Here is an 8,172-nt window from a genome sequence, read left to right as displayed (position 1 = left end):
TAGTTCATTGGTCATTTGTTCATTGGGAATTGTTTACTAGGCTAATTGTTCCTAGCGATTGCTTACACCAACTGCAAATTGAAAACTGTTAACTGGCCTTGCAGCCAATAGGCTTCGGACTTCGGACCACCGACTTCGGACGATTTTTAATTTTTTACCCTTCGACTCCTGAATATTCGGGACAAGTTTACGCTTAGCGCTAACCGCCATCCGCTTCACAAAAACATCACTATTATTTTACAAATACTAAACTTTGTTTATAATTAAATTCGCTAATTTTATTGCTTAGACCCTATATAAATTTTATGAGAACAGTTTTTATTAAAGTGCTGGTATTAAGTCTGCTTTCGCTCTCTGCAATGGCACAGCACAAACCGGCCCATGTATTAATCATCGGACTTGATGGTTTTAGTGCCGAAGGATATAAAACGGCCAAACATCCCAATCTGGACAAGTTATTTGCAGATGGTGTATTATCATTAACCACCCGGCCGGTAATGCCATCGGTTACACTGCCCAACTGGACAAGCCATTTAACAGGTTCGGGCCCTGAGGAGCATGGCATTACGGCGAACAACTGGACATTGGAACAACATACTTTATTGCCTTTGGAAACCGATCAGGATGGCTATTATCCTTCAATCTTTAAAGTATTGAAAGAAACCATTCCGACAGTTAAAACAGGCTATTACTATAACTGGAAAGAGTTAATCAATCCTATCAATAAAAAATACCTGGATGAGGTATCGTTTGAGGAAAAAGATGAATACAAGGGGAATTACCAAAAGGCTTATGATTTTATGGTGAAAAACAAACAAAATCCAACCTTAACTTTTTTATACAGTGTGCATACCGACCATGCCGGTCATGGTTTTGGATGGATGACACCCGAATACATCAAAGCCATTGAAGATGCTGATGTGGAAATAGGCCTTTTGCTTGATAAATTGAAAAAAGATGGCCTTTACAAGGATATGCACATTTTATTGATTACCGATCATGGAGGCATCAATAAGGGCCATGGAGGCATATCGATGATAGAAATGCAGGTGCCATGGGCCGTAACAGGTCCGCAGATAAAAAAAGGAGGTATAATCACATCCTTTAACAGCAATAAAAATACAAGTTTGGTGCTGGCCAAAATTTTTGGAATCAGCAAACTTCCCGAATCATGGACGGGTACCGCACCGAAAAATGTGTTTAAGTAAGGAAATGAGATTTTGATGCTCGGGATTAACTAAATGTCGTCATTTCGTTAACCATCAGGGCTTAGTTCTGAAAAAAAGTAAGTATGACGTTTTAATATGATGGTTAAATTAGTTTTAAATTTTTCCACCTGTAAAACTCAGGTGATCTCAGGTGCCTAAGGTGGTGATAAAAAATAAACATTATGCTGTTTGATTTACCACCTAAGCCACCTGAGAACATCTAAGCTTAGATGCTCCTTTAAATGTCTTATGTCGAAAAAAAAATCTGCTGATTTTTAGTAATTTACATAGACATCATTATAAGCAGAGCGCAGCGAAGTCGAGACGACTCTAATTCTTATTTAGCAAACACTAAGGGTTTGGTAAAACCTGCCCGTTTACCTGAAAATCGTTAACGCCAACAAGCATACTGCCACTGGTGGCTGTAGCGCCATAAGCATATAGCCTGAAAGTAACTGCGTTGTTGATATTGTAGAGTGCCGATGCATCAAATGATATTACAGTTGGCGTAGTAGTACCGGTAATGCTTATCGGAGCAGAAATATTACTCGTAAAATTATCAGCACTGGAGCGGAGTACAAACTGATTTGGGTGTGTGGTATTGCCTCTAAGTACTGTAAATTTAACATCACCAAAATTAAAATAGTAACCATTCTGCGGCTCTAAATGGAATTCATAATATTCGGTCGGATCGAAAGGCGATGCAGTACCTGCCGATGGTGCATTTGCCCATCCAGTTAGTAAATAACGTGCACTGGGACCGGGTGATCCGGCTGATACGCCCGATGCAGATAATGTTTCACGCGAAAAATCAGACCATGGTGTACCCACTACATTATCGTTTGGATCTGGTGCCGGACCGATGCTGTTACTATAAACAATATTTTGCGATGCCACGTATTTAATATTCGGATGCTGATAAACATGGGTAGTATTGTTATACGAGGTAGGGGTTGTAATATTCGATGCAATAGTATAAGGGCCATCCAGGTAAGCTGGGTTGGCATCAGGAATGCTGTTGCCCCAAATTAAACCAGCGTCGATAGGAGGATGGTTAAGGTTAATGATCCTGATGTTATCGTGATAAACTGTGCGGCTGTTATTTGGTGGCACTACATATAAACCCCATTTAATGTAACCTATATTTCCGGCATTAACATCACCCGTAAAAGTAGCATAATTTGTTTTTTGGTCTACCAGGGTAAAGCTGCTTTGGCCCGGTAGTTTCATGTAAGTTTTCATATAACCCGTATTGGTAGTGGCCCAAAGTACATCAATCCTAAACTGGATCCATTGGTTTACATAAGGCTGCAGGTTGCTAATGATATCTTAACAACATTTCTCTGCGTACGCAACATTAGTGGCACATTTTCTCCGCCTGATACCTTCAGTTGGAAAAAGTTGCTTTCGTTAATGGGATCGCCCGTGTTCCAAACAGGCCAGTCTTTCAATAAAACGCTAAACTCGTAGCGGCGTTCGTCGCCCGGGAAATAGCGGGCAGGGATGAACCGCTGGGCATCGCTTTCACTGCGCCAGTTACCATCAGAGTAATAACCCTGATCGCCATAAACTACCTTATGGGCAATGGCGTAATTACTGGTTTCCCCTGTAGATACCATATAGGCTGCATCTGTTGCTGTGGCATTGGTTGGTTTTACGCCAGTAATGCCCGAATTGGTAGTGCCATTTTCGTAGGTTACGTTCAAAATGGTATCGCCATAGTTTAAACTTCCTGATGATGTTGTCGAAAATTTTGGAATGCTTAAGCCAGGATCTTTGCTTTGGCTGGTGAGGCCATCTTTCATTTTACTGCAGGAGCAGGCTAAAAGTAATACCGCCATTGCTGTATACTTTTTAAAGTCAAGTGATTTTTTTTGCATGTGGTTTTGGTTAGTTGATTTTTTTGGTTGTCAATATTTCATTATCATCTGTTATTGGTTGATAAAAGAAAAGCGGTAATGTTTTAAAGATTACCGCTTTGATGATTATTTGATTGCTGTTTTGATCTCGCTTTTTTTGCCGTTGATGTTCAGGCTTAGGTTAAGTACGCCTTTTTCGAAATCGTTGTCCGGATTTTCTTTCAGGCTGATTTCCGGAGCTTTATCGCCTTCAAAAGGAAAAACTAGCGAAACGAAAATCTGGCTTTTGGCATCGTTTTTAGTTTTTCCGAATGCAAAAGCTGGGCGTTGCATTTCCTGGTTGTACACATAAGAAACCTTGCCTTCTTCCTCTTTTAAGTTGATTTTATCGCTGTTTAAAGACTGGATCAATAAATTATTGCCATCGCTATAAGTGGTGTAAACCTTATTTTTAACCTGATCGAAAATAGGTTTGCTATCTTCTTTCAGTTGAAAATGTACATCAAGGTTTCCGGTGGCTTTGCCAATGGCCTGATCGATGATCAGAAAATACTGCTGATCAATAAAAAGTACGGTGCGCTGGTGGTTTAAATCGGTATAACTTGGGTTGGTATAAGTTAAAATATCTAAATTTTTCCCGGTGACCCATTTGTTCTGCTGCGCTTTGGTAATCACCATATTCTGGTTATCCAATGTAAGCGTGCTATGTACTTTAGTTTGACGGTACCAATTGCGTTTTTTGTTTACTTCTGCATCGCCACTGTATAAATAACACCCGGCATCAGGCGTAAAATTCCTGCCTTTTACCCAAAGTTCAAAAGTACCGTTGTCTGGCTGTGCGTGGAACTCGCCCGGAGGGCTTGCTTTCAATATCATTACGGTTGATTTGTTGTTCCATCCATTTCTGAAAGTATAAAAACCGGCAGTGGTTAATCCATGCGATAAATAATTGGGTAAGGTACCTGCGGCACCGTCAGTTGCAAAATATTTGATTTCCCCATTGGCCGGAAAAGCCTTGGCCCAGGTGGCAAATGCTTTTATCCTTCCTTCTTTTTCTACGAGCCACGAATCGCCGAACATTGGCGTGTTATAATCAGGGAAAGAGATGTTGACCGTTGCCACCACCATATTTTCGATGGTTTTGATATAACTTTCCGGAAATTCTTTCTCCGCACCCGCTAATTTGGCCGATTGATAGGCTTTTAAAAAGATATCGATGCTGGCTACATGATAAATCGGCGAAAGTTCCCATTGTATACCATCGGGATATACCTGTTTTTTAATTTCGCGGTTAAGTACTTCGATACCACTTTTGCGCCATACAGCAGCCTGTTTAAGTTCCGGGAAAATGCTCCCTGCCCCTAAAACCCGTTGCGCTTCAAATAATAGGTGATTCCCCTGTTCGCTATAGTTGTTAACAATATAATCGCTCTGTTGGTTAAACAGCGTTAAAAACTCCAGTAAAAAGGCTGGCGTAAAGTTTGGCGAGTTTACAAATAAATTAAAAGTTCCGGGCAGGCTCTGGATACGGTCTGAAACTTCTAAGGGTCTCCAGGCGAAGCTGTCGTTCTCTTTTGATTTACCCAGTGGATTTTTCTTTGCCCAATCCCTAAACTGCAATATCCATTCTTTGGCATATTTCTCATCAGCACTGCTTCTGTAGGCCATGGCCATGGGCTGCCACCAGGTTACGCGGTGCAATTGCCAGCGCACTTCATTGTCTTTTACCGGCCATAAATCCCAGTTAATGTCTGTTCCGTAATCGTAATAACCATATCCTTTTTGTGGCTGGAATTTGTGCTGCAGGGCATTATCGGCTTTTAACTGATTGGCTTTTCCGATATCTTTTCCCCTGAAACGGGCTTCGTCGCCTACATTAAACTCAGGGTGTCTTACCGTTTTACGGTTACGGTAATAAGTTAACAGTTCTTTTGCTGCGGCGTCGTACGCAGCACTATTGTAAAGTTTGTTTACTTTTTCCAAGCCGGGATAAGCGAGGTTAATGGCATTAAAACTTTCTTTTGTAATGGGGTTTTCCTGTGCTTTGGTATGCAAAGATGCCAGGGTAAGGATAAATAAACCGATGATATATTTTACTTTCATGTTATTGGGATATTAAGATTTGGCGGGTTCTTTTAAATCGATTTTTTTAATAGTTACATATCTTTTTAAAGCCTCCAGGTAATAATAATCGGCATAATCTAAAGGTGTATCGATCTCCGAGTTGTAAAGAAAAGCCCCTACACTGTGTTTTAACAAAAAATATTGGTTTTCTCCGGGGTTGGCCAGGTATTCATCAGAAGAAAGCGATTTTAAGATTTCTTCTGCATAATCAACGTATTTTTTGCCATCCTTTACCTGGGTACTCAAATCGAGCAGTGCAGAGGCAATTACAGCTGCGGCCGAAGCATCCCTTGGCGCTTTTTCCTCAACACCTATGGCATTATGCACATCAAAATCCCAAACCGGAACCTTATCTTTTGGCATCCGTGGATGGTTCATGATAAATGCTGCAATATGCTCGGCCTGTGCTAAAAACTGTGGATTCTTGGTGTTTTTGTAACACATGGAATATCCGTAAAGTCCCCAGCCTTGTCCACGCGCCCATGCCGATTCGTCGGTAACCCCCTGATGTGTTCTTTTCGCAATTACACCGCCTGTTTTTGGATCGTAATCTACCACATGGTACGAACTGTAATCTTTCCTGAAATGGTTTTTCATGGTGGTTAAAGCATGTGTAGTGGCCGAATTTGCATATTCAGGCTTATTAAAGGTATTTGCAGCCCAGTAAAGGTACTCGAGGTTCATCATATTGTCGATAATCACCGGAAAATGCCACCACGAAAAATCCCACGAACGGATAGCACCAACAGTAGGGCTAAAGCGTGCGTTTAGGTTGGCAACCCCCTCTTGTAAAGCGGGCAGATAGGTTTTATCGTGGGTGATGCGGTAGGCGTTGCCATAAGAACTGTAGAGCATAAAACCCACATCGTGCGTATTTTTAATATAACGGACAGAATCTAAAGCCAGCGTAAACTTTTTTGCTTCAACGGCCAGGTTCTGGTTGCCGGTAAGTTCGTAACCATACCACAAACTGCCAGGAAAAAAACCTGTTGTCCAATCTGTTAAGTTGGCCAGTCTTACTGTCCCGTTCGGGTTGATGGAACGCGGGTTTAATCCAGGTTTGTAAGTAATTGCAGCCTTGTTTAACTGCAATGCTATTACCTCAGCGGTTTTCTTTAACCATAATGGTGGATCGTGCTGCTTTTGTTCGGCATAACTGTTAATAAAAATTGCGGTGAGCAATACTAAGCAAAAAGCTTTTTTCATTGTGTTTAAGTGTTGAATATTCGGTATAATGATTTGGTTATTGTAATGGTGAAATTAGTAGGATAGGAGCACAAACACTTTCGATTATTATCATAAATATTTAGAATTTGGTTAAGATGATGTTAATTTTAATATGTAATTTCTTATGTTTATGCGTGTTATAGCATCGGCTTGCGCTATTTTTAATCAATTTTGAAAGATTTTAGATTGAAACCTAACCCTGGGGATGCAGATACAGGCTATTTTAGTGGTTCTGAAACCGGAAGAGTACTAAACTGCTCCGTTCAGCAATAAATAAAACAATCGATCTAGAAATGCAACAGTTTTGGAAAAACAAAAAACTTTAAATTAATTCCAATTAATGGACGCTATAAATAATATGAACACAGAAGAATCGTATGCCATAGGCATTGATGTTGGCGGCTCATCGCTAAAATGTGGTGTGGTAAACCGCGATGGTGAAATTTTGTACTCCACCATTATCTCCTTAAAAAATGCGAAAACACAGGGTGCCATTATCGCACTTATTGTGGAGGCCATTCAAAACTCTGCTAAAAAGTTTAAAAATCCTATTCTTGGGGTAGGTATTGGTTTTCCGGGTATTATTTATAACAACAAAATTATTGCAGGAGCCGATAATCTGCCGGGTTTTAAACAACTGGCCCTTGGCGAAATACTGCAGGAGGTAACACGCCACAACATTGTAATGGATAACGATGCCAATTTAATGGGACTTGGCGAAATGAGCTATGGAGCTGCGAAAGATTGCAGCGATGTGGTGTTTCTAACTGTTGGTACCGGAATCGGTGGCGCGGTAATGATCGATAATAAACTCTATGGCGGTTTCAGAAACCGTGGCGCCGAATTGGGGCATATTATTGTGCAGCACAATGGGGCTGCCTGTGCCTGTGGTGGTAAAGGTTGTTTGGAAACCTATGCTTCAGTAACCGCACTCATTAACCATTATAAATCAATCCATCCAAATCCGCCCGAAGAAATCGACGGGAAATACATGGTAGAAAGATACCTTGCCCGCGAAGATTACGCGGTAGAAGCAATGGAACAGCATTTCGATTATCTGGCAGCAGGTATCATCAGTTTTATCAATGTTTTTAGTCCGCAAAAAGTTGTAATAGGTGGTGGTATAAGCGAATCGGGTGCTTTTTATGTGAGGGAAATTGAACGTAGAATCAAAACCCTGGCCGTTCCTATTGCATCAACCACACAATTGGTAGCTGCAGCCAAACTCGGTAACAAAGCCGGCTTGTTGGGCTGTGCAGCTAACGTTTTCCAGAAATTTAAAGCTTTCGATTACGCTTTAAAATAGATTACTCAATCGGTCGGTGTGTCTCACCGGCCGAAACTTCATTATCGGTTGGTGTCTCGCCAACCGAAACTTTTCTTTGCCTTTTAGTCACGAATACACGGATTAACACAGAGAATGGAGAGATATCTATTCGGCACAGGCTTCACTATGGGTTGGTATCTCACCAACCGAAACTCCCGCTCCCAAACCTCATTTTGGGGAAGCACTATTTCAGGCTATCGTGTGGACACATCTTTTTAAGGCGCTATGCTAGCTTGCTTTGAAAAATAGACAAATTTTACCGAAGAACGCCCGTCAATCCCAAGTGCGGTGGGAATCAAAAAAACAGTTGCAAAATAGAACAATTAGTACTACCAAACATGAAACGCAGTGGTTTTGTGCTGTTTTAGCCGAACCGTTAACTGAGTAGTTACTGCACAAACCCCAAAGGGCTCAATCAGACAAAAGA

General features: G+C 41.1%; 6 protein-coding genes. 2 read left to right on the top strand and 4 right to left on the bottom strand.

The genetic code is table 11. From position 1 onward, the window contains the following. Positions 1 to 305: 305 nt before the first annotated feature. Positions 306 to 1,208, top strand: a complete 903-nt coding sequence (locus tag B2V92_RS05300) for an ectonucleotide pyrophosphatase/phosphodiesterase (RefSeq protein WP_293305388.1) — start codon at positions 306 to 308, stop codon at positions 1,206 to 1,208. Between the two features lie 351 nt (positions 1,209 to 1,559). Here B2V92_RS05300 and B2V92_RS05295 read toward each other — a convergent pair whose 3' ends face one another. From B2V92_RS05295 to B2V92_RS05280, 4 genes are all read right to left on the bottom strand, one after another. Next, positions 1,560 to 2,450, bottom strand: a complete 891-nt coding sequence (locus B2V92_RS05295; protein ID WP_293305386.1) for a hypothetical protein — start codon at positions 2,448 to 2,450, stop codon at positions 1,560 to 1,562. A 56-nt stretch (positions 2,451 to 2,506) separates the two neighbouring features. Further along, the gene (locus tag B2V92_RS05290; protein ID WP_293305384.1) at positions 2,507 to 3,088 is read right to left on the bottom strand and encodes a hypothetical protein; all 582 of its coding nucleotides are present in this window, start codon (positions 3,086 to 3,088) and stop codon (positions 2,507 to 2,509) included. A gap of 105 nt (positions 3,089 to 3,193) precedes the next feature. After that, positions 3,194 to 5,170: a heparin-sulfate lyase HepC gene (gene hepC / locus B2V92_RS05285; protein WP_293305381.1), complete on the bottom strand. Its 1,977-nt coding sequence runs from the start codon at positions 5,168 to 5,170 to the stop codon at positions 3,194 to 3,196. Positions 5,171 to 5,182: 12 nt separating this feature from the next. After that, positions 5,183 to 6,397, bottom strand: a complete 1,215-nt coding sequence (locus B2V92_RS05280; protein ID WP_293305378.1) for a glycoside hydrolase family 88 protein — start codon at positions 6,395 to 6,397, stop codon at positions 5,183 to 5,185. Between the two features lie 379 nt (positions 6,398 to 6,776). Between B2V92_RS05280 and B2V92_RS05275 the strand changes: the two genes are divergently transcribed. Further along, on the top strand, positions 6,777 to 7,724 hold the full coding sequence (locus tag B2V92_RS05275) for an ROK family protein (protein WP_293305375.1): 948 nt from the start codon (positions 6,777 to 6,779) through the stop codon (positions 7,722 to 7,724). Positions 7,725 to 8,172 lie beyond the last annotated feature (448 nt).

Source organism: Pedobacter sp. UBA5917 (genome assembly GCF_002432345.1).
Classification (GTDB): Bacteria; Bacteroidota; Bacteroidia; order Sphingobacteriales; family Sphingobacteriaceae; genus Pedobacter.
Note: the sequence above shows the minus strand (reverse complement) of the source record. Positions and strands in the feature narration are given on the sequence as shown.

Excerpts from the sequence above, each read along its gene's own strand:
- B2V92_RS05300 (WP_293305388.1), top strand. The coding sequence starts at position 306 with ATGAGAACAGTTTTTATTAAAGTGCTGGTATTAAGTCTGCTTTCGCTC.
- B2V92_RS05295 (WP_293305386.1), bottom strand. The coding sequence starts at position 2,450 with ATGAAAACTTACATGAAACTACCGGGCCAAAGCAGCTTTACCCTGGTA.
- B2V92_RS05290 (WP_293305384.1), bottom strand. The coding sequence starts at position 3,088 with ATGCAAAAAAAATCACTTGACTTTAAAAAGTATACAGCAATGGCGGTA.
- hepC (WP_293305381.1), bottom strand. The coding sequence starts at position 5,170 with ATGAAAGTAAAATATATCATCGGTTTATTTATCCTTACCCTGGCATCT.
- B2V92_RS05280 (WP_293305378.1), bottom strand. The coding sequence starts at position 6,397 with ATGAAAAAAGCTTTTTGCTTAGTATTGCTCACCGCAATTTTTATTAAC.
- B2V92_RS05275 (WP_293305375.1), top strand. The coding sequence starts at position 6,777 with ATGAACACAGAAGAATCGTATGCCATAGGCATTGATGTTGGCGGCTCA.